19 protein-coding genes are annotated in these 22,897 nt (G+C 35.7%); 17 read left to right on the plus strand and 2 right to left on the minus strand.

From position 1 onward, the window contains the following. Positions 1 to 145: 145 nt before the first annotated feature. Positions 146 to 871, minus strand: coding sequence for a hypothetical protein (locus tag ACJ2A9_RS19525; protein WP_441423368.1), 726 nt, complete (start codon positions 869 to 871; stop codon positions 146 to 148). 489 nt (positions 872 to 1,360) lie between these two features. Here ACJ2A9_RS19525 and ACJ2A9_RS19530 point away from each other — a divergent pair, with 489 nt between their 5' ends. From ACJ2A9_RS19530 to ACJ2A9_RS19570, 9 genes are all read left to right on the plus strand, one after another. Next, positions 1,361 to 2,023 (plus strand): MerR family transcriptional regulator, encoded by a 663-nt coding sequence (locus tag ACJ2A9_RS19530; RefSeq protein WP_441423369.1) that lies wholly within the window; start codon positions 1,361 to 1,363, stop codon positions 2,021 to 2,023. 374 nt (positions 2,024 to 2,397) lie between these two features. Continuing rightward, positions 2,398 to 3,483, plus strand: a complete 1,086-nt coding sequence (locus tag ACJ2A9_RS19535) for a replication-relaxation family protein (RefSeq protein ID WP_441423370.1) — start codon at positions 2,398 to 2,400, stop codon at positions 3,481 to 3,483. Next, positions 3,480 to 4,613, plus strand: a complete 1,134-nt coding sequence (locus ACJ2A9_RS19540) for a hypothetical protein (RefSeq protein ID WP_441423371.1) — start codon at positions 3,480 to 3,482, stop codon at positions 4,611 to 4,613. The genes ACJ2A9_RS19535 and ACJ2A9_RS19540 overlap by 4 nt, the downstream gene beginning before the upstream one ends. Positions 4,614 to 4,873: 260 nt before the next feature. Continuing rightward, entirely contained in the window at positions 4,874 to 5,317 is a 444-nt protein-coding gene (locus tag ACJ2A9_RS19545) for an SRPBCC family protein (protein ID WP_441423372.1), read from the plus strand. Between the two features lie 80 nt (positions 5,318 to 5,397). Continuing rightward, entirely contained in the window at positions 5,398 to 5,766 is a 369-nt protein-coding gene (locus tag ACJ2A9_RS19550; RefSeq protein ID WP_441423373.1) for a DUF1801 domain-containing protein, read from the plus strand. Between the two features lie 276 nt (positions 5,767 to 6,042). Further along, positions 6,043 to 8,355 (plus strand): OmpL47-type beta-barrel domain-containing protein, encoded by a 2,313-nt coding sequence (locus ACJ2A9_RS19555; RefSeq protein ID WP_441423374.1) that lies wholly within the window; start codon positions 6,043 to 6,045, stop codon positions 8,353 to 8,355. Positions 8,356 to 8,370: 15 nt separating this feature from the next. Then, the gene (locus tag ACJ2A9_RS19560; protein ID WP_441423375.1) at positions 8,371 to 8,988 is read left to right on the plus strand and encodes a class D sortase; all 618 of its coding nucleotides are present in this window, start codon (positions 8,371 to 8,373) and stop codon (positions 8,986 to 8,988) included. Between the two features lie 260 nt (positions 8,989 to 9,248). After that, positions 9,249 to 9,857, plus strand: a complete 609-nt coding sequence (locus ACJ2A9_RS19565) for a YolD-like family protein (RefSeq protein ID WP_441423376.1) — start codon at positions 9,249 to 9,251, stop codon at positions 9,855 to 9,857. A 40-nt stretch (positions 9,858 to 9,897) separates the two neighbouring features. Further along, complete coding sequence (locus tag ACJ2A9_RS19570) at positions 9,898 to 10,131, plus strand: hypothetical protein (protein WP_441423377.1); 234 nt, start codon at positions 9,898 to 9,900, stop codon at positions 10,129 to 10,131. Positions 10,132 to 10,313: 182 nt separating this feature from the next. On the opposite strand, the gene ACJ2A9_RS19575 is transcribed toward ACJ2A9_RS19570, so the two are convergent. After that, positions 10,314 to 11,252 (minus strand): hypothetical protein, encoded by a 939-nt coding sequence (locus ACJ2A9_RS19575; protein ID WP_441423378.1) that lies wholly within the window; start codon positions 11,250 to 11,252, stop codon positions 10,314 to 10,316. Between the two features lie 293 nt (positions 11,253 to 11,545). Between ACJ2A9_RS19575 and ACJ2A9_RS19580 the strand changes: the two genes are divergently transcribed. The 8 genes from ACJ2A9_RS19580 to ACJ2A9_RS19615 all read left to right on the plus strand — a co-directional run bounded on the left by ACJ2A9_RS19580 (position 11,546) and on the right by ACJ2A9_RS19615 (position 22,817). Further along, a complete protein-coding gene (locus ACJ2A9_RS19580) occupies positions 11,546 to 12,619 on the plus strand; it encodes a Wadjet anti-phage system protein JetD domain-containing protein (protein WP_441423379.1) in 1,074 nt (357 codons plus the stop codon). 17 nt (positions 12,620 to 12,636) lie between these two features. Next, complete coding sequence (locus tag ACJ2A9_RS19585) at positions 12,637 to 14,154, plus strand: hypothetical protein (protein ID WP_441423380.1); 1,518 nt, start codon at positions 12,637 to 12,639, stop codon at positions 14,152 to 14,154. After that, a complete protein-coding gene (locus ACJ2A9_RS19590) occupies positions 14,151 to 14,903 on the plus strand; it encodes a DUF6063 family protein (protein WP_441423381.1) in 753 nt (250 codons plus the stop codon). The genes ACJ2A9_RS19585 and ACJ2A9_RS19590 overlap by 4 nt, the downstream gene beginning before the upstream one ends. Continuing rightward, complete coding sequence (locus ACJ2A9_RS19595) at positions 14,896 to 19,359, plus strand: hypothetical protein (protein WP_441423382.1); 4,464 nt, start codon at positions 14,896 to 14,898, stop codon at positions 19,357 to 19,359. Before ACJ2A9_RS19590 ends, ACJ2A9_RS19595 begins: the two co-directional genes overlap by 8 nt. Positions 19,360 to 19,527: 168 nt before the next feature. After that, complete coding sequence (locus tag ACJ2A9_RS19600) at positions 19,528 to 19,968, plus strand: hypothetical protein (protein WP_441423383.1); 441 nt, start codon at positions 19,528 to 19,530, stop codon at positions 19,966 to 19,968. 3 nt (positions 19,969 to 19,971) lie between these two features. Beyond that, positions 19,972 to 20,430 (plus strand): toxin-antitoxin system YwqK family antitoxin, encoded by a 459-nt coding sequence (locus tag ACJ2A9_RS19605; RefSeq protein WP_441423384.1) that lies wholly within the window; start codon positions 19,972 to 19,974, stop codon positions 20,428 to 20,430. 350 nt (positions 20,431 to 20,780) lie between these two features. After that, entirely contained in the window at positions 20,781 to 22,415 is a 1,635-nt protein-coding gene (locus ACJ2A9_RS19610) for an EVE domain-containing protein (protein ID WP_441423385.1), read from the plus strand. A gap of 12 nt (positions 22,416 to 22,427) precedes the next feature. Beyond that, positions 22,428 to 22,817, plus strand: coding sequence for a hypothetical protein (locus tag ACJ2A9_RS19615; RefSeq protein ID WP_441423386.1), 390 nt, complete (start codon positions 22,428 to 22,430; stop codon positions 22,815 to 22,817). The last annotated feature ends 80 nt before the right edge of the window (positions 22,818 to 22,897 follow it).

Raw genomic sequence — 22,897 nt, forward strand, 5'->3', positions numbered from 1 at the left:
TCTTTTATTTGCTTTTTATTACCATTATCTTCTAGGTCAACAAATTCACTTTTTTGAAGGATAATGCTAAAAAAAACTACGCGCATAATCTGTTTAAATCCTGTTATATTAATATAGCTAAACCTACAAAATTTCTTTACTCTAATTAATCATTTTGGCTAAAGAATTCAAGAAGGTCTTCTGTGTCTTGTTTCTTTTTCTTTTTACGTTTCACTTCTTTATCCTCATTAGTAAATGGTAAATGAGTATCTTCTTGTCCGTTAAGCTGCGATGACCTACTATCTATTTCCTCTTCTTTAACTCCTCTTTCACTTCCTTCCTGTTTCTGTGCAGAGTTAACACCCGTTTCCCACGCATTGTTTTCCAATTGGTTCTCTTTTTTAAAATTTTGATTAGGTAGACCAATTTGATGATCGGCTTTATTTCCAACGTCCGAAGAGGTTTTCTCATCATAAATTGGTGCATCTACTTTGCTCTTATTTCCTAATTGGGAATCCAGTCCTTTTTTTCTACTCTCAAATGATTGTATAGCTGATGTTTGATTACCGAAGGGTATCTGACTGTCTCCTTGCTGAAAATTACTATTCACTTCTGATTGTAGTTTAAAGTATAGAGTTAGTTTTTGTTCAATTTTTAATTTAGGTAGTAATTCAAACAATTCATCAAAGGTTTGATTAAGTGCTTGTACTTCGTTTTTGACTGTATTCTCTGCTAAATCTCGTATTCCATGGGTTAAACTGTCTTTTCTAATCATGTATCGAAATGCAGATGCTAGGTTTGATTGTGCATCTAGCCAGTTCATAATTAGTGGATCCTCGTCCTTTCGTAAACGGAAATTTACCATCTTGTTTTTTTTCTTATTTTGTTCCACACTGATGCATCCTTCCATAAGACATTTTTCATTATTGTTAGGTGTATCCACATAATTCAATATCCGTACGCGTTTAATTTTATTATTTGTCTTAAATAAATGGATTATGTATTTCTGTACGCCCTAAGTTTGTACAAAGGAAGGACATAAATACTCGAAGGACATACTAAAGACATACAAAGGAGGTAATAAGGACGTACATCTATAAAGGGGGATATACAGGGGGTTAACAGAGGATTAACAGAGGATACACCACTGAAAGATGGTAACGTCTTTTAGGATAAGATTAAAAGTTCATTGAGTAATAAAATTTCGAATAGAATGATCGGATTACTATTGTCGGTTAAATTGGAAAAATTTGAGGGTTCGAATTTTTCGGTGTGTTGCCGATAACCCAAACCATAGCCAGTGAATAGATTTGATTCGGGAACTAAAATCCTAATTCAGTTCCACTTGTGCTATCCATTTCAATGAAAGGAGGAGAGAAACATGGAAGAGCATCTTACGGTTGGTGAGTTTTCTAAAAAAATAGAATGCCATAGTAATACAATCGACAATTGGTTCAAGCAGCTGGAAGACATGAAAATTCATTGTGTAAATAGATCATCCTCAACAGGAAAGAAAGTTTATGATGAGCTAGATCTAAGGATTGCGCTGCATATAAAAGATTTAAGACAGAAGAGGATTCCTCTAGAAGAGATTTTTGATGACATTGGCAACCATTGTCAACTGCGATATCCAGTTCATAATGACTCATTGGAAGAAGATGATCCTTTATCAGATGCTGAACGTTTGAAAATAGAGTTGGTCTACACTGTCCATGACGTTTTAACCGACACTTTGTGGGATGATTTCGAAGCTCTGAGAGGTAAACTTGAAAAACTAGTAAATAGTTTTCCTGATTTGAAAGAAGGGCGTTACGAAAGAATAAATGATGCCTTGATAATTAGAAAAGTGGAAGCAGAACTGCAACTCGAAGCACTACAAAAGTGGTCCACAAAACCAGTCTCTATGCGGACGAAGCGTGTATTTCTTTTAAAAAGAAAAGAGGATATTGAAGCTCGTAATCAATTTGTAAAAGAGTATATCAATCAACATCTTGAACCACGCATTCGAAAAATACTTGTTGCTGGAGAAGTTGGAGGAGGATGATTAAAGTGACTTTTACTATAGAACCGATTAGTGAAGCGGGTGAACCTACTATATATGTGTAATGAGATATTGATAGAGTACTAAAATTTGTTAATACCATTTTGATGGTAATGGGAACTATGTAGGGTCGTTATGTATACAGTAAATGTGTACAGGCAAATGTATGGCGAATAATTCTGGTATGGGAAAGAAAATACTCGTTTTCTTTATACAGTATGCCCTACATAGTTTATGTAAGGCTTAAGGCATGGCAATCCCTTTAAACATGAGGGTTCCCAAAGAACTATCATACCGCAACTAAATAGCTTAATTTCAACGTACTTTTCCAAAAAGCTATCTAGTTTAAGAATACTAAATGAAAGGAGTCGATTTTGGTGATTTTATGGAGAGGCATTCGTATTTCTAAAAAGGAAAGTGAAATATTAGAGATCCTCTATGATTTCCGTTGCTCAACGAATGAACTTTTAAGAATTTTGATTTTTGGCCATCTTAAATCCAAACCAAAGGGCCAAAAAGATAATATATCTAGATACACTTCATCTCTGAGAAAGAAGAAACTTATTCAATCTGAGAGCTGTTATCCGTATTCAAGGGAACTCATTTTTTATTTAACAGCTAAAGGTGTTGAGTTTGTAAAAGAACATTTAAATATAGATCCCAACAATAAAATGGCTGGATTTGGAAGAGAATATTATGGAGAATTTGATGCAAAAACGCTGAAACCTCCTTTAAAAAATATAGAGCATACCATGATGTTTTTGAAGTTCGTAGCTAAAAATCCAAATCAAATTCGTCATAATCTTTATGCAGTGAAAGAATATGAATATCTGCGACAAGATGCCTATCATTCTACTATTGAGAAGGGAAAAGTAAGACCAGATGGTGAATATTTGTCAGAGAATAATCGGATTTATAGCATTGAAATAGATACAGGAAGCGAGCGTACTGAAGCATTAATATCGAAATTTAACAACTATAGGAGATTATTTGATGAATATAGAACTAAAAATAAACCACTTCCCTGGGCAGGAATTCTGTTTGTATGTAAACCATCAACCTTAACAATTGAAAATGATCGACGTATTAAGTCTATTTTTGAAGCTGCAAGTAAAGGTTTACAAAGCTACTGCTGGTTAATCCCAGTAATTATTATTAACCGGACGGAGAACAAGGTGAATTTGAAGAATCTCTTGCTTCAACAAAGTGACATTATTACCAAACTAGGCATTACAATTCCGGAAAAAAACAATTTTCCTTCAAGTAATGTGCAGCAACACACAGAAATTCAGAAAAAAGAGGGAAATGATGATATAGATTTTCTTACAAAGCGTTTTGAAAGGGATGCTGAACTGAAAAAACAGCAAGAAAAAGAGAGAATCTTAAGGGAAGCAGAAGAGCAACAGAACAAACATAAAGGTTTTGGCTGGGGAGGTTTTTATTCAAAGGGGAAAAAATTATGACAAATATAAAAAAACAAATCCTATTATATATATTTAAGCTCTGCGGATTAACAAATGAACACCTAAGTTATTTAATTTACGGTCCCAATGATGGGAAGCTAAAAAATCAAAAGACAAAGATATCTAGATATATAGTTGAGCTGAGAAATGAGGGCTTTATATACTCGAATGCTTGTCTTCCGAATAATTCTAAGCTTCATTGGCTCACACAAAAAGGAATAAATTTTATAAATAAAAGCTTTCAAGTGAATCCTCGTCATCCTTTTGCTGGTTTTGATAAAATTTGTGGTGATTTTAAAGAAGGTGTTTTAAAGCCAAAAAATCACGACCTTGATAATCATATGATGTTTGTTGATATTGCAATCAAATTAATAAATTCTGGATTTTACGTAAGAAATCAATTCTATTGTGTTAAACGTTATCAAACTGTTGAAAATAATGAGCATATTCAAAAAAAGATAAAACCATATGGCGAGTTCACTAAAAGCCTAGGAAATCAATCTTTTGCGATTGAAATTGTAAGAAGTACTGTTGGAAAAGCTGAGATACTAAGTATTTTCCAAGATTACAGAGGCTATTTGGAACACCAATTGAAACAAAATAAGCCTATTCCAGTCTGCGGAATTTATATTATTACTGACATTGAAGAAAAATTACCTTACGAAAATGATCATTTTTGGCAAACGATTATTAATGCTGCTATTGAGGGATTAGGTCCTTATTGTTTTTCCATTAAGGTTGAGGGTTATAACAAACAAAGCTTACAAGAGTTATATAACAAAAATCTCCTTGAACATGAATTGATTCAAACGATGCTAAATGAGAAGGAAGGATCAACTGCTTCGAAGCAGGATTCTATTGATATAGGTACAAGTAAATATAAATCGACTGAAAATGCAGTTACAGAAGGTATGATGAAAGAAGCTGAAAGTGCAGGTACTAATCAAAGTATAGATACTAATGGACCGGTTTACACCAGCAAGTACACGCCATGGATTGAGGAGCTGTTCACAAGAGACTATAGGTTAGCAAAGGAAGCTGTAGAAAAACAAAAACAAGAGTTAGAAGAAAGTAAATTTCTCAAAAGGCCTTTAAAAGGATTGCGTAGGATATTTCCAAGAAAGTTCTAATTGAGTGCCTTATTTGATTATAGATTTTGCTCCGTATATTTTTAGTGATGATTAACGACTGCTCATGTCAATATGCAAAATTGGGAACAGCTAAGGCTGTTCCTTTGTTTTATAATAGGTATAAGGAAAATAGTTTAAGAGTAAAGAGATAATCAAATAAATAAGGCTTTGATACATAAAATGGAGAATTTTTATTATAATTGAAATCAAAACGTATATGTAGGTTTTGTTTAGAAAAATTTGATAGAGGTGCTTTTCAGATGAAACAATGGGCAAAAGATATAGAAATAGATGCTCCAATAGAACAAGTGTGGGTACTTTTTGATGGTTCTATCGAGAATATGCAAAAAATCATGCCTCAAGTAGTTGAGCATAAGCCAATTAAAATAACTGATGAAGTGGTTGGAAGTGTATATCGTCAAAAATATAAAGAAGGAAAACGCATAGAAGAGTATGATGTAGAAACATTAGAATATTCCAATGCACCTAATAAGAAAAAGCTAAAAGTAGGTTTTAAACTTGCTAATATGTTTGAAATAACAGCTTTATATGAATTAAATAAAATTAATGAGCATAAGACGTCCTTTAAATACACAGTGACCAATCGCCCTTTAAAGTGGTTTGTGAGATTATTTTTATTGTTTGCTTCTGAAAAAGTAGTGGTTAAATTTTTAGAACGTGTAAAAAAAGCAGCTGAAATTTAATGAAAACTAAAAAGATATAATGGATGGTTCAGTTACTTGAAGTAGTATTACTATGAGCCATTTTTTAAAGGAGATAATTTATGGTTGATAAGATAAGAGAGATTGAAGAGGTTAATCAGTTTATTTTGGAATTACCGGAAGATATTCAAAACATTACAGCTACTTTAAGAAATATCATTCTAAATTCTTCGCCAGAACTTAAAGAAGAGTTTAAATGGTCAATGCCTAATTATTCGTATAATGGATTAGTGTGTTATATTCAAACTGCCAAAAAGCATGTTAATCTTGGATTTCATAGAGGGAATGTACTCCAAGATAAAGATGTTAATAAGTTATTACAGGGTACAGGAAAAGCATTGAGGTACATTAGACTTAAAAAGATGGAAGAAGTTCAACCCGAAGCCTTCACTACACTAATTCAAGAAGCAATGAGGTTAAATGAGAAATAACCTTAGGAGTTGTTTTAGGAAACAATCGAAATTATACAGGTGCCAAAATGTGCTTTTTTTTAAAAATGCATATTTTGGCTTTTTGTTATTCGAGGAAACATACTGCCATATTTTACATAAATGAAATACCAAAATACCGAATGATAGACGCAAAAATAATATTGGTTTACATCTTTAACCTTCCCACAAACTATTGGAAGTAAAACACTATATACTTCTGTAAATCCCCTCCATATAATCATTATGTTAATGAAAAAAGGGAGGGAATCAGTCATATTGATCAAGCATCTGAGTAAAGTTTCACTCGTTATGACCATCATGTTAGTGATGCAGTTGTTTTCACCTTTGATTCAAGTATTCGCTGCTGAAGCAACAATACCGACAAATGTAAGAGCTACAGAAATTGTTCCTGGAGATTACCGGATTCAGTGGACTGCTGTATCGGGAGCGAGTAATCATAAGGTGTATGATATTACAAATGGGCAACAGATTTTAGTGGGTGAGACGAAATATAATGTAGTCAATGTCTATGGGTTAGAAGAAGGTACCTATCAATATGCTGTAACAGCTGTTGTAAATGGTGTGGAGTCTGGACTGTCAGATCCGGTTACAGTAGAAGTTATTTACCCAGAAATGCAGGCACCTAATGATTTAAAAGTGTCGGTTCAAAATGGAAATGAATTATATATAAGTTGGGCTAAATCAGATTATGCAACAGCTTATGATGTTTACCAAATAGTAGAGGGTCAGCAGAAGTTTTTAAAGACTGTAACTATAACACAACATGCCTTACTCAATATGCCAGAAGGGGATTATGTTTTTGAAGTTTTTGCGGTGAGCGATCGTTATGGGACATCTCTTTCATCTAGTACCGTATCACATCAACTAATCCATCCGCAAATGCAGGAACCTACAAATGCCAGAACTATTATTGAAAATGATGATGATGTAAAAGTGATATGGGATCCGGCTGAATATGCAACAAAATATTCTGTATATCAGGTGATCAATGGGGAAGATGTCTTACTTACTGAAACAATTTCAAGAAGTGTGACTGTTAGAGACTTACCGGAAGGTACACATCACTTCAAAATATATTCTTTCTCCGATCGTTTCGGACTATCACTTAATGCCGCTGAAACTAGTGCGGAAATTGTTTATCCTGGAGTGGGAACGCCCGAATTATCATTGCAATCCTTCAATGGACAAATTGCTAAATTAGTATGGGGGACCATTCGAAATGCTGATTTTTATCATTTATATGAAATAATCGATGGACAAGAAGTATTATTTACAACAACTGTTGGAAATAACATTGAACTTGATAACTTAGAAACTGGATTTCATGAGTTCGTTGTTAGAGCAGTAAGTAACTCTTTCAGAATATCTGAACCATCTAATTCTGTTTCCTTTGAAGTGCTATATGATATTAAAGCACCAGTTACAACAACTAGTTCAACCCCATCATGGACGAATAAAGATGTGACAGTTGAGCTTACGGCCACTGATGACAAGAGTGGCGTTGATAAAACGTACTATGTTCTTGGAAACGATGAAAATGCATTACCAATTGAGGGGAATACATTTACAATATCCGAAGAAGGAATAATAAATTACTCTTTTTATAGCGTCGATAAGTCAGGAAACCAGGAAAATGTGAAAACGGACATGGTCCGAATAGATAAAACGCCTCCAGTCACAACGACAAATGCAACAGATGAATGGCACGATGCGTTTACATTGCAAATGACTGGTGAAGATCATTTAAGCGGAATTTATACCACTTTTTATTCTATTAATGGAGAGAGTTACAGAGTAGGAAATTCTATTACTTTAACTCGTAAAGGAGAATACACAATTTCTTTCTATTCTGTGGACAGAGCTGGAAATAAGGAGTCTGCACAAACTGTTCAACTGAAAATAAATGGGATAGAAAAGATTGAGGAAGAAACATTGTTAGGAAATTTAGGATTACAGGGAGAAGAGATTGAACAAATCTTAGGATTTATACAGTATGACCCTGTAAAAATGGAAGAGTTAGCTCTCCTTGAAGAAAATTTCCTATTACCTATATGGGACCCTTCCAAAAAGAATGAACAGTTACCACAGTTCAAGGATTACTTGAATGGGTTAAAAGAAATTACAGCCGTAGAAGTGAAAATTTCAACGAATGAACAGATTGTATCCATTGAAGATTTAATGAAGTTGGACAAGGTTACTTCAGATATAGTAATCGAAATCCTTACTCCTGAAGGCGAGATGCTTGGAGATATCGTATTAGCTGCTGCCATACCAACAGAAAATGATACCATTGAAAATCCTGTAATAAATGAGCCAATAGAAAAACCTCTTGAAGAGTTACTGAACGAAACCACGAGTGAAGAACAGGTAGAGGGAGTCCGTGATGAGGGTTATATAGAACCTCTTCAAGCGAAGGAAGATTCTCCAAAAACTGTAAACGGAGCTAAATTGCCGGTTACAGCATCAAATATGCCACTTAATATCCTGTTGGGTATAATAATGATGTTCGTGGGGGCTTATATTTTCTTAAAGGTTACTAAAAGACCTAAAGGTGGTTATTCAAAATAGATGGGCGGTCATCAAATGAAAAAATGTTCTCTTCTATTTATAGCGATACTCCTTTTTTGCTTAGGTGTATATGTCGTAATAGGAAATACAATCAAGTTCCAAAAAGGTTTTATAATGGCTTCAGCCAGTAGTAGTGAGACTCCATCTCCAACTGAAAATGAGCTAGGGGATAAAGCGTCAATAAAAGAAAGTCTATCATCCGAGACACAAGCTCTATATTCGGAAACGCCTAAAATAGGTGAGAACATCGGTGAGTTATATATTCCAAAATTGGACTCAGCTTTACCGATTATTCACGGAACAAGTGAAGATGAATTAGAAAAAGGTGTTGGTCATTTCGCAGGAAGCGTCTTGCCAGGTCACGACGATAACTCTGTATTAGCGGGCCATCGTGACACAGTTTTTCGAAAACTAGGAGAAGTAGGGGTAAATGACGAGTTGATAGTAAAGACTTCGGCCGGAACTTTCACCTATAAAGTTCGAAAGGTAAGAATCGTTGATAGTGATGATCGAACAGTGATTGTATCTATGCCAAAAGCGACATTAACGGTATCGACATGTTACCCCTTTACCTTTATTGGTCCAGCTCCGCAAAGATATGTATTGGTAGCGGATTTAGTGTCAGTTGAATAATAAAAACCCTCTGAAGTAGATGTGAAATATCTAGAGTAGCAGGGGGGCATTGTAATTAGGAATGCTATAATTTAACTTTATTATGGTAATTTAATTTTAGAAAAATGATAATGATTTATTCAAATTAAAAGGATTACAAAAGGACTGTAGTGAATTTTTGCTACAGTTCTTTTTTCTATAAATTCCAACAACTGCATTGTTAAGGAACGTATGTTCTGATAAAATAAAAACAATACTTTTGAACTAGAGGAGAGGTAGGGATGACTGATAGATTTCGGTTAATGTTCGTAGTAAGGTTCCCGCAACAATTAGCGTACCTGAATGTTACAGGTGTAGATTTTAACACAGGCTCCTTATTTTCTGTCCTATTATATAGCCCAAATGACAAGGTCATAATTGATCACAATACCTCACATTATCCTAAGGATCTAATAAACTATTTAGATAGTCAGAAAGAATTGATAGATCAAGGCTTTTACGATATAAGGACTTGGGAAATGACAGTCTTTGACGATAAGGTAAAGGAGAGAAAGGATTTGTTGAAGGCGGACAGGGGAACAAAGAAATGGACATCATTAATGCTTCCAGAACATCGTCAAATGCTAGAACAAATGGAAATTAGTGCAGAGAAGGTTGAAAAACCAGTATTAGATGAATATGAATGCGAAGAGATTGATAGACAAATAGGAAGCAGTCTAGAAACTCATAAACCTCTTATTTTTAAAGTTTATCAAAAGGGAAACGTAAAATACCGAGGGGGGATAGTTGTTAAAGTTGATCCAATACATAAGAGAATAGAAATAAAGACAGAGCATAATAGGGTTGAAAAAATAAGTATTTCGGAAGTTGTTGGTGTTGAAGTTTTATAAGGAATTGTATAAGGACCATGTTTAACGTAAGGAGAAGATGATGGTACGATTTACTTTTGTTTTCACTGACCATGCAAGAAGACGTTGCATACTACGTAATATTGATACATCACGCCTACGACGACAGCTGCTTTCTATACCTTATGATGAAGAAAAAAACAAATTAACTCGTTGGAATATTCCTTGTACAAATTTATTTGTAGTTTTCCAAGATAAGAAATTTGAGCGAATAATTGTGACGGTTAGTTTTCGTTATATGAAGAAAGGTGAGTAAATACTTTTTATAGATAGGAAAACAAGGAGTACTAGAAAATGATAATTAGCTATAGACTGAAAATCAACGTTTATCAGTCTATAGCTTTTTTAGTCAATGATTTGATGGCGAATGGGCTGTACATTAAGGGAAAGGCACACCATGGTGATTACTATTAAACTGTTATGTTTAAAAAAATAATATTAGTTTCTCTTACTTCCCTTACATATATTCAGATACTTAGTATATTTTCTATCTGAATGGATCTTTGAATCTTCATATAGCCAATTTAACACCGTCTTGACTTGGTTTTTTCCTCTTAATTGGAGTCTTCTAATGTTGTTGCTTTTGTTTTGTGCATAAAGTTTCGCACTTGCAGGTACAGCTAATTCGGATTGTAGTATTTTACGAATGGATTCCAGAAAGTCTTGTGTGCCCTCAATATCCATAGCGTACTGATTATTTTTTGCAAGGCAGAAGGTCCCGTCTCCGTCAACGTAGCCCCTGATAAAATCACTATAAAACTTTCTATCTAGATTTTCTGGAAATGTAATTTTATGAGTTTTCTTTGGAACAACTCCAAACCTCATTAAATCTTTTGCTAATTCAGGAGAAGTAATATCTAGTGAAACCACTTCGAAATCTCCTACTCGCGTTCTGGCAATATGTTCACGAATCGGGTGCTCCGCCTCCATAGCTTCCTTAAATTTTAATATTATATCTTTGTCTTTTTTTGCAAGAGTAATAGTTAACGTTCCTTTTTTAGTAAGGCACCCATCGGCATAGACGAAACCAAGAAAGTATGCCTTTTCTCCCGTATTTATTCCAGAGAAGTAATTAAAATTGGCGCGGTACATACTGCCGATCTTTCTTCGTTCAATCCCACGAACCCTCAGTAGCTGCCTAACGTTTTGGGCACTCATATTATAATTCTGAGCCAAGTTACGAGTTGGCTCACCAGAAATATACCCTTTAAGCACATTGATTGTTCTTTCTTTTGCATGTGTTAGTCCTAGACGTTTTATTATTCGATCAGAAGTTCTGACCGAAACATTGTACTTTTCTTTGATCCAAAGCTTATCAATATGGTTTAAAAAAGATTTTGCTTTAATTTCATCTATTTGCTCTGCTGTTAATGGCATTGCTGTTCCTCTTTTCTCTTTTAATCTTTACTCCTCTAGAAAAAAGTGAATTCACAGTGTAATGATTACAGGCTGGAGTAATGTTAAAGAGATTACTTATTGGCCAATAAAGTAATTCAACCTGTATAAATTGAGATTAATAGACGAAAGGAAATTAGCCAAACTGAGTAGGGGGTAGGTAATGTAATTGAGGTATTACAAAACAAAATTTGTAAGAAATAGATAAATTATTGGCTGATCTTGTCTACTTTAGTAGAATAATTGTAAGAAGACTGGAAAGAGGCGGTATCGAAATGAAGGATAAGATGAAAAAATGGTTATCTGATTATGTAAGGGAGAGCCAGCTACCTTCTAGGAAGAAGCGGATAGATGCGCAGAGCCTTGAGGATTACATCATAAAAAATAAGTTTAAAAACCCTATAAATTATCAAGTAGAGAACGGTTATCAGATTTTTGTTCAAGTAATCAAGGAACTTAATAATGAAGGAGTAATAACGCCAGTAAAAAAAAGCGTTTTAAACGGAAGGCGACCTAGTATTCATACCCAATGGTGGCTACTGCCAGCGCCTATTGAAAGTACTTGGAATGACAGTAAAATACTCGCGTTTTCTGACCTTCTCAACCTAAATAAGTATCGGCTTCATCCAGAATGGCAAACGGAAGCAGAGTGGAATAGAGTCGAGATCATCTATCAATTTCTTAAAGCAAAAGATAAATACCAGTGGGTAACTAGAGAAGAACGAGCTTTTCAGCTATTTGGAGAAGAAAAATATTTTTCCTACGAGGGAAGAGTGCTCCTACAACGCCTGCAGCTTAGTTTAGATGACTTAAAAGCCAAGGTGTACGGGGAACCATTTGTGTTTTGGCCTTCACCAAACAGCTTGATCTCTGAAGCTAAAACGGTACTAATTGTAGAGAACTTATCCTTTTACCACACTTGCAGGCAATTGTTGAACCAAGGGAAAAGTATAAAAGGGTTACAACCTGAACTACTAATATACGGTGAAGGGAAGAAAATAGAAAAAAGCTTTAATTTTTTAAACGAAATCACAAACAAAAGCGACTTAACTATCTACTATGTGGGAGATATAGACCCTGAAGGTTGGGGGATATATGTGAGGCTGAAAGAAAGTTATCCTCAAGAAAATATTCAGATCGCCTTATCTATCTATGATTTATTATTAGAGAATGCTAGGACTAATAAGACAGAGACGGAACAAACAACCAACACTAGTTATCTAAAACATGTAATAGAAGAGTTGGAACAACATGGTCGTACAGATATGGCGACTAAGGTAAAAGAACTTTGGGAGCATAAACGGCGGATTCCTCAAGAAGCTTTATCACTAGATACGATAGAATCGTAAGGAAAAAGGGGAAAAGTATGAACGGACGATGGCAAGGGTTTGGAGAACGAATGAAGCGGTTGAATCCGATATGGAACTTAGCATCGGGAATGAAACTATCCGTACTTAATGAGTATGCACAAATGTTAGCTCTTGGTGTACTTTTAGAAGTGTTTTATCGTGAGCTAGAAAATAATCCAGAACGCAAGAAACAAGATATTACAAAGATGGCATATCAGTGCCTGGAAGATCTGCATATAAAAAACTTATTAGAAGAAGAGTTAGATGATGAGGTCATACAACGGTTTGTAGATGGACTACTGTGGAGTGGACAAGCGGATCTTCAACAGCCCTTTTCTGCTAAGTGGTTTGACGAAAAGGAACAAAAGGTCAAAGACCATCGTTTTCGTTTTTTAGTAGAGGACATGGAACTTTCTCGCTCAGAATGGGTAAAAGGGGGGAAAACCGTTTACCAATGTTCTGATGAAGCAAAAGAACTTATCTTTATGAGTAGGGAAATTCTACAAGAATTAGAAATAACGATTGATCAATTATATATTGAGCATTTAGTGAATAATGGGCATTTTCAACAAGCATTGTCAGGGTTGGATGACTTAATGGTACGTGTGAAAAGGATGATTGCTAGAGAGCTCGAGTATCGTGAAAGCATGAAACGAAATCCAAAAATCATCTTTCAGCAAGAAGCGGAGTTGCGAAGTGGCCGAGAACAAGAAGTGAAACAACAGTTTCAAGATGAGAAACAGAGGTTTCAGCAGATGCGTTCATTATTGCATCGCATTTCCGATTCCGAAAAAAATTATGAGATCTCAGAGAAATTGGAACAAACCCGGCGTATTCACGATCAATTGGCAAGTCACGTGATCGAAAATATGCGTTTAGAAATAGAATTACGTTATGAGTTTCCAAATCTATTTTGGAAGCAGCAGAAAGTTTCCTTCCAGAAAAGCTATTACCAAGATTGGATTGTTGCAGAAGGACTTCCAGAAGCGGATGATATGGCAACATTGCTTCAACCATTATTCTCCGTACAGCCTCATTTTATTTATCCCCTCGATTGGAGCTGGAATGAGCAGGAGACGGAATTACTAGTCCATGACAAAAAAGTGGATCAAGTAGAAGAAGCTGAGGAAATCATCTATAAAAAGCGCGAAGTAGATTGGGAGAAAGTTACGCGGTTATGGGAACCTTTATTTGTAGAACTCCTAGAAAATGGGGAATGCCGTTTGGCAGATTTACATGACATTCCAGCAGCATTACAAGAGAAATGGTTGGAGCAGAAGGAAGCTATCGATCTTTGGCTACTATTCCACAGTGAGTCCTTATCGGTCACTTCCATTGATCTAGATAAAGAACAAACGGATGAGAGGCTTGTTTTAATTCATCATCTAGTAGCAAGACAAAGTCGGTTTAATGCGCTAGAAGGTAAAACAATCACCTCATTTATAGATTCCGGACAACGGATGGTTCAATGGCAAGGTCTGAACATATCACCGTTTGTATTACAGTTAACCAATGTAAAGGAAGTGAAACCATGAGTATCTCAACCCAACAACTACAAGATGCCGCAAAGATATTTTTTTACTTAGTGAATAGGAAAATAGTATTAACAAATGACCCGATCTTAACTCCTTATTTTGAAGAAGATGGAGTGAGGGATGCTTTGAAAATTTTGGCTGAGGAATCTAAAACTCGGGTCATACAAACAGCTGATCGAATTCATCTTGTAGCACGACCAGAAGGCTCTATTTTTGCGACATCTTATACGCAATTTAAAAAGAAATATACGGACGTGGAAAATAAAAAGTACTTTCACTTGATAAATACAATTATCTTCGTTTTTTTATCAGAAATAGATATTCCTTCGACAACGAATCTTCGCTGGGAACATACGGGTGTTTCTTACTATTTGTTGGAGAAAAATTTGACTCAGCTTCTCGCCCAATGGAAAAAGGAGCATGAGGATACAGAGGGGAAATTTAGTGAGGCTTATGGTTTGGCTACTCGGGATATGTTCGACCTCTGGCATACAATGCCAGTAGATTCGGAAACGAATGAAGACCGAATTACTGCAACGCGAAGAACACGTATTGGACTTATTCATATGGCGATGAGATTACTTCGGGATGAAGGCCTTGTGTACATCGTGGAAGATGAGAAGAGGGTTATTCCTAAGGTGGAGTTATATGAACGATTGGAAGAGGGGTACCATCAGCAAGCTCGTTATGAAGAGATGAAAGAGCTAGTGTTAACAACTTTGGAACCTGGAGGTGAAAGTGATGCCTAGAATTGAAAAAGTGAGGATAACTGGTGTTCAGTACGATAAGATGCGAAAGCACTATGAAAATACCATCTTTGATTTTCTTAATGAGGAAGAGCCACAGCATACGTTGTTAACTTTAGTAAACGGTGGCGGTAAAGGAATGCTACTGCAAATGATTTTTCAAACGATGATGCCGTTAACAACATGGGGGAAACATGGGGAAAATCATATCGATGCGTTGTTTTATAATGAAAAATTACAGTTTGAACCATATACGTTCCATGTGGCCATCGAATGGCGGCTAGATACAGAGCCAACGGAATGGTTAGTAGCTGGTATTTGTATTACATCGGAACGGAAATTTGGCCAAGATACCGAGGAAACGGACACAGAACCTCAATACTTTCTATATACAAGTAAATATAGAAAACCATCTAAATGGAACCTTGATACGTTACCGTTCTATGAAGAAGAAACAGGGAGCGTTGTTCCTTATGAGGGTTGGGAAGAGTGGCTGAAAAAACGGAAGCAAGATTTTCAATTTTTCTCGAAATCAAAGCAATCAGCGTACTACCAATATTTATCGTCTTATGGTATTGAACGGAGCGAATGGCGCCATATGAAGGAAATCAATAGGGATGAGGGGGGAATAGAGCATTATTTTAAAAAAGGACTGGATAACTTCGGTTTGTTTCATAACCTCATCATTCCTGAAATCAGTAATTACCTTGAAGAGGATCAAGAGGAAAATTTATTTAAAATATTTAAGGACAATTCGATTATTGCTCAGAAATTGCCTTTATTACTGAAACGGGAAAGTGCGTATCAGCTGATCAATGATCAGTTGCTTCCTATCCAAAAGGTGTTGGAGGAGGGGCGATCTATTGAATTCAAGTGGATGGATCATCAAGAATACGCCAATTACCTCTATTACGGTATGGAAGAGAAGCGCCACGCCTTCATTCACGAACAGCATAAGTGGGAATTGGAACAGGAGAAAACAAAGGAAATACGAGCTGAACTTCACTGGGAGAAAGACAATCTAGACTATGCAAAAGAATGCCAGACTTTTGCTGAGGTATCGGAACAGTTGCAAGAAGCAGAAGTCAATGCAGCATCCTTAGAAGAAAAACTTAATGACTTTTCTGCACAGAAAAAAAACCTGGAAATAGATATCGCTTATCATGAATACATTCATTCTACGGATGAGCTACAGTCAATTGAAACACAAATTAAGAAATTAGAAAAAAAACAGGACATACAAGACGAGAAAGAACAAGCCGAGAAGATGGAACAGCAGCTTGCAGAGACTTGGGAGTCCGTTAAAGAAGAACTACTAGAAGATGTTGAAAAATATAATGCCCTGGAAAACTCGTATCAAAAGAAACTGGATTCCTTGAAGAAGCAAGTGGAGCAACTTGATCAAGAAGCGTTCAACCTGAAATCAAAAGTAGGGACCTATACAGATTACATTCAATCGCACAATCAAAAAGCTGTTTCGATGGTGCAAAGATACGGGGATCATATAAATCGTAACCCAGAATTTGTCTTATCTAAGCATGAAAAAAAATCTGAAGAAGTGGAACAAATATTAAAATCCATCAAGCAACAAATGGACGAGCTCTATCAAAAACAACTGAATAACAAAAAGCTAGAAGGAACTCTTGATGGAGAATATGCACGTCTCTCAGAAGGACTGAAAGAATCAACGAAAAATAAAGATGAAAGACGGAAGAAAGAACAGGAATTTCATCAGATGTGGTGCCGTTATTATAAAGAGGATAAGCCGTTTATAGTCTACTCGACAGCGGCCTGGAAAACGGCAGAAGAGCAAATGATAAGCGAAGTAAACCACTTAAGGAAAAAACTTGATAACATGAAAAAGGAGTATTGGAACCACCAACTAGATACTTCTCTTGTCAACGATAGCTATTGGATTCCAAATAATGATGTCCGTAAGGTCGTTCAAAGATTAGAAGAGCTTGGAATTCAGGCAACGTATGGTACAGAACTAATTAATGAGTTAATGGAAGAAGATAGGATATCTTATTTAGAACGTTTTCCAATGCTTGCATATGGAATTGTCATTCATGAGAAGGATTTGGAAAAGGAAATCGATCAGGCTGATTTCAAGGAAATGCTTTTCCATTCGCCAGTTCCTATTTTTATTCGGGAACGAATGAATCAGGACTTCCCGTACCCTTTTGAAATTCCCAATGATCAAGGGATTAAAATGGCTTTTAATAAAGAGAACTGGCTTCAGTGGAAAGAGACATTAGAAGAAAGAACAGATAAATTTCAAGTGGACTTACAACAGGCAGAGAGCAGGGGGAAGGAAGCAGACCATGTTTTTGATGCTATTAAGCAATTAAACCAGTTAACGTATGACGTGTATGAGGAACGAGTGGCAGAATGGGAGGGAAAACTTTCTGAGTTTGAAGAAAAACAACGAAAGTTACGTGAAGAAGATACTTTACTGAAAATGCAGCAGGAGGAACTCGTTGAGAGGGAAGGACAACTCAATCAGAAGCGGGATTCACTACAGAAGAAACTTATCGATATTCAAAACTGGGTGGAAGCTCACGAAAAATATCAGAACTATCAAAAGCTGAAAGAAGATGTAAAGAAGAATTTATCCATCATTGAAAACAGAGTTAGGGAAGAGAAGCAGGACCTTGATGATACGTCAGGTGAATTTGATCGTTGGAGGAAAATGTTTGACCGATGGAAGTATCATCGGGAACAAGAGGTGAAGGAGCTAAAAGCCGTTCTTCCTGAAATTGAGTTTCCAACGACCACAATGGTATTTACTGGTGAAAGGGTTCAACCACAATGTCGTGATACTCTCTTTAACGGTGTGAAACCTATTTTAAAAAGGTGGGAGTCTATCCAGTTAAAAATTCAAAATGCGGATAGTGAGCTTGTTAAGTGGAATACGAAACTCGATTATCAAAAAAGTGATCAACGGGAAAAGAAAGGTTCCCTATCCAGACTTTGTGCTAATTGGCACGAAAGAGAGATTCCACATATACCAAAGTCTATCTTAGAGGAGCAGTTAAAGGTAAAAACTGAGCTTGTGAAGAATACGGAAATCGAGTTGAATGATGCTAATGGAAATATCCATGGTTTTAATGGGCAATTAAAAATACTGAATCAGGCAAAACAAAGTCAAGAAAATCGTATTCTTGAGAAGCACCGTAAGCCTGCGGAAGCTTGGAAGGATATAGATCTTTCAGAAAAACAACGGGAAATTAACGAAAATCTTAAGAAAGTAAAAGAAGATTTGTTTGAACAGGAAAAAATTATTACTAAGCTAACCAATGTTCAACAGCAACTGCAAAATCAACAGCACATTTTGAAATCACATATTACCTTATTAAAACAAATTGGAGAAATCCCTGCTCAGGTGAAGGATCAAGTAAAAGATAACCCAGATCAAATGGTTCGGCAGTGGATTGAACAAAATAAACGCTTTACACAATCAAAAGAAGAGTTCCGTAAGACTTTTAAAGACCAATTAAAACAGCTGAGTCTTGTCATGCAAAATGAGCAAATGGATGCTCCTTTGCGGCAGAATATAAATCAGCTCATTCCTCAGCTAGAAAGTGATTCGATCGTTTCAAGCATTCAAATTGTTGCAAGTGTCATAGAACACATACAAAAAGAAATGCTTAAATTAAAGAATGATAAACAGAAGTCGGAAGATGCCCAAGAAGTATGGGTCAGTCGAGCGGTTTATCGCGTCATTACAATCATGCAATCGTTAAAACAAATGGTTAATAAGATGAAAATTAAAAACAAGGAAGGACACAATTTTCCGCTTGTAGAAATCGAGCGCTTAAACGAATTGTTAGGTACCGAAGAGGAAGAGTACCGCAGACTTCTTCGTGAGCACTTTACAATAACCATTGAAACATTACTAGAAAATGAAGAAGCTATTGAAAACTTAACAGATGCGCAATTAAAAAAGTACATCAACGACAGTCAGTTAGTGCTCGTTTCCTTAAGAAACCGTTATCCGACATTGAGCATTTATAAACCACAAACAACGAATGCGTTCCTTTATGAAAAACCAAGAAAGCATCACTATGCGACGTGGGAAACGTTAAACAAAGGCTCCAAAGTAGAGGCCAAAGGTAGTGGCGGACAATTGCTCGCAGCTAGAACAATTATCATGATGATGATCATGACATTTAAAAGACAAGAAAATAGTTCAAATTGGTCTGTATTAATTACTGACAACCCATTCGGACAAGCTGTATCTGCCCATGTATTAGACCCTATCTTCTCAATTGCTGATACATTAAAGTTCCAATGGGTCGTACTAGCACCACCAGAACTAATCAAACTTGATGTTAGTCGTCGTTTCCCAGTGTATTGGAAATTAGAATTACATCAACAAAAACAAGGAGAAGTGATGAAAGAAGTACTCCAGCATGGTGGAAGAACTTTTGAAGATGCAGAGTTGAGTTTGTTTTAGTTTAAACAAATCTAACGAAATAAATAATATTAACCCCCCTCTATTTGTGTAGAGGGGCTTCTTTGCGTGTTAGCTGGGAGAAGTCGCTTATTCCGTAGCAAAAAATAAAAAGCGTATGTATGTTGCTATGGTGGTATAAATCTTATTTTCTAAAGGGGAGAGGGAAGAATGAAACGTTGTAAAGTGTGTAGAAGAAAGCCAAAACTAGAAAGGAGGGTGAATTGTGAGGGGATTTTATTTTGCTCTGATGACTGTTATGAAGACTATGAGAATTCTTCTAACGATTTTAGTCACCCGTATATCGATGATTATGAAGCGGTTAGGTTTGAATACATTGAATGGATGAAAGATTACGAGGATGATCTTTATAAGTATTGGTTGTATGGTAAACCCAAAAAGGAAGATTTGATAGAAGGTATTGAGAGTGTCATTGAGGAGTTTTATGACTATTATCGTTTAGAAGGAACAGATGGTGTATTCTCACAAGAAATTTATCACTACCTACTACAACTGGAAGACTTACAAAAGGTGATTGCAAACTGGAAGGTAGACGGTAAAGAATTGAAAAAGCGCCGTAAGCAACTAGAACGAAAAAGAATGGGGATCTGATAGATGCGTAAAGGGAAGCTTTACTATGAAAATGGTAATTTAAAATATGAGGGTGATTTAATCAATAATGAACCACATGGGAGCGGTATTGGATACTGGGAAAATGGTAGTGTTATTTGGTATGAAGGTCCTTTCAAGGGTGGCAAGCCGTTTTGGAAAGGGAAATTTTATTATAAGACTGGTCAACTTCGCTACGAAGGAGAATTTGAAGGTTTGCAGTATGTAGGGCAAGGGACGGAGTATTATGAAATCGGTACTATTAAATTTACCGGTCGATATCGGAAATGTCCCTACTTCTTCTACGGAGCAAGGCTATATGTAGAAGGAAAACTATATTACAAAACAGGCCAGCTTCACTATGAAGGAACGTTTAAAGGCTTGAAAAATTATGAGTTTGATAAAGGTACGGAATATCTAGAGGATGGCAGTGTAATTATTCATGGGGGAGGACTGAACTATTAAAGGACAAGGAAAAAGATAAAGGGACAGAAATCTAAAGCCCAAAAAGCGACTGAGAAAGTGTCCCTGCGATGCGTGAAATCGTATATCTTACTTCCTGCGTTCGCTAAACTAAAGAAGCGTCACCGTGCTTCGATATTTTTATGCTTAGAGGGGCAATTAACCCAAGTTAGTTGGTATTGCCATTACAATACAGGATACTGCATTAAAATATATAAAGGTAGTAAAAGTTATCTGAAATAATATAAAATTGAAATATAGTAAAATATGGAACTTTGGTCTTGGTTAATCAGGTTTGTTACGGGGATGAGGAAGGATGTTGAAGTAATTTAATCGGGGAGGTCGATGGTAAGTTGAATGAAAAACTATTATTTAGAATTAAAGAAATATTAGTAGAGTGTGCCAAGAAGGATAGAGTAATAGAATATGGAAAATTAAGCAAAGAGTTAAACGGTGTTATTTCTCCTATTAAATTAAACGAGCCATTAGGAGAAATATCGTTAAGGTGTATAAAGAAAGGTTTTCCGCCGTTATCTGTTCTTGTTGTTAATCAAGATACCCAAAGGCCAGGGGAAGGTTTCTTCACTTGGGTTGCAGCTAAAATGGGGTACAAGAACTTACCTGGATATGAATGGGAGAGCTTTTTTGAAGAACAACTAGAAAAAGTGTTTGCATTTGATCAATGGGATGAATTTTTGTCTAACTATCAACCGGATCAACTGAACAAATCAAAAGCTGTTTTGGGAAACAAAGAAGTAAATACTTGGATTTTTCAAGGGAATCCAAGACATTTCCGAATTAATGACTACCTAAGGGACACTACCAGTATCATGTGGTCTTTGAACCAAGGACATTTTCAAAATGTAATTGGAATAGGTGACACAGTATATATATGGCGTTCGGATGGTGGGCAAAGAGGCACAGGAGGAATTATAGCAAAAGGAAAGGTTACTGGAGAACCAGTAATGAATGATGATCCAAGTCCATATTGGAATAATTCAGATGGACAAGAAAAAAAGTTACGAGTACCTATACAAATAGAAAATTGTATGTTGGATGATGGATTTATCAAACGTCAAGAATTATTGGAACATACTGCACTTAACAATATATTAATACTCCGAATGTCCAATCAGACAAACTATTTAATAAGTAAGGAACAAGCGGTAATCTTAAACAACTTGTGGAATGAAAAATTTAAGGGTAGTAACTCTAGCAGTGTAGGCTTTGATCAAGTAAAGTTTAATCGTGAACTAACTAATAAAGCGTATGTGAAAAGAAAAGAGACTCCATTTTATATTATAACAGTGAAGAAGTTCCTTGATCATTATGATAAGGGCCCATTTATTTATGAGGTTATATTATTAGAGCACCACAAAATAGTGTATAAAGCAACGGTTAAAGACGATACTTCAAAACAATTATTAACTCCTACGAAGCATAAGGGAATGGAGCTTTTATTTTCTAGAAATCCACTAGTGAGGTTGGAAGATATAAGCATGGTTCATTATAAGGAAGATAGGTTAAAGGCTGATGCATGGGAAAAGGAACCAAGCCAGAGTTTAAAGACCGTTTTTGATAAATTAAACGGGAAGAGATTGTCATATATTATCAAGCAAGATTTACAAGCAGAAAGGTCGCAAAATGCTTCATTCTATAAAGACGGAGAAGTAAAACAATACTTTGGTAACCACTATGAAAGAAAAGCGATAAATAGACTTCGGGCCATAGAAATTCATGGAACATCTTGTGTCGTATGTGAATTTAATTTTGAGCAATTTTATGGGGAGCATGGTAAAGATTTTATTGAAATTCATCATATTAAACCTTTGAGTACATTAGACGAGGTGATTGAAATTGACCCGGAAAAAGACTTAGTTCCTGTTTGTTCAAACTGCCATCGAATGTTGCACAGGAAACGTGAGAATGTTTTAAGCATTGCGGAGCTTAAAGGTTTATTAAGGAAAGGGATTTCAATTAGAAATTAGGGGGCAAGTAATATGGATTATGAATTAGTTACATCTCTAGATGAAGTAGTCCTTAATATAAAGCAATTCAATACAGATTTAAGTGAGGAACTCGATGTCATTTCGCAATTATCACAATTTAAGCACTGGTATTTTATTCCTCAAATCAATTTATTCGGACCAAGCAAATATATCGGTTATAAGAATATGAATACTTCTAGATATAACAGAGGGAGGAGTAAAACTGGAGTAGACACTGAAAAAGAGTTGAAAATATGGTTTGTTAAACTTTCTAGAGATTCGGAAAAAAGTAAAAAATTGATGACGGAACTTGAAGCGATATTGGCATGTCATAATAAAAAACCTCGAAGTAACGCGCATATCCATATTTTAAAAAATGGCATCAATTTAAAAATAGAGTAGTAGTATCGGTTTTCTTTCCTTCTTTTTTAGAGTTTAACAGTAACTATAGTAAATGCACTGGGGGGCAGGCACCACTTTCT

This window comes from Anaerobacillus sp. MEB173 (genome assembly GCF_052119505.1).
In the GTDB taxonomy this organism is placed as follows: domain Bacteria; phylum Bacillota; class Bacilli; order Bacillales; family JBJMAU01; genus JBJMAU01.